This is a genomic window from Domibacillus sp. 8LH, from assembly GCF_038806185.1.
Taxonomy (GTDB): Bacteria; Bacillota; Bacilli; order Bacillales; family Domibacillaceae; genus Domibacillus; species Domibacillus indicus_A.
In genome coordinates this window covers 1-210 of the sequence record NZ_JAVJNG010000388.1, presented here as the reverse complement: position 1 = coordinate 210, position 210 = coordinate 1, and the positions used below count along the sequence as shown (strand labels likewise).

The following is a 210-nucleotide window of genomic DNA, read 5'->3' as shown; positions in this document are numbered from 1 at the left end:
CGGGGTGTTTTTAATGGAAGATAAAAATTAAAACGTTGACGTTTTTATTGATTTTGTTCAGTTTTCAATGTTCAATGCGTCATTTGCGACTTTAATATCTTAACACTAAAAGAGTAAAGTGTCAACAATAATTTTGGTGGAGCCTAGCGGGATCGAACCGCTGACCTCCTGCGTGCAAAGCAGGCGCTCTCCCAGCTGAGCTAAGGCCCC

Annotated in this window: 1 tRNA gene; it reads right to left on the bottom strand. The window is 41.9% G+C overall.

Features of this window, described 5'->3' with window-relative positions:
- Positions 1-134 precede the first annotated feature (134 nt).
- Positions 135-210, bottom strand: a tRNA-Ala gene (locus tag RG959_RS25120).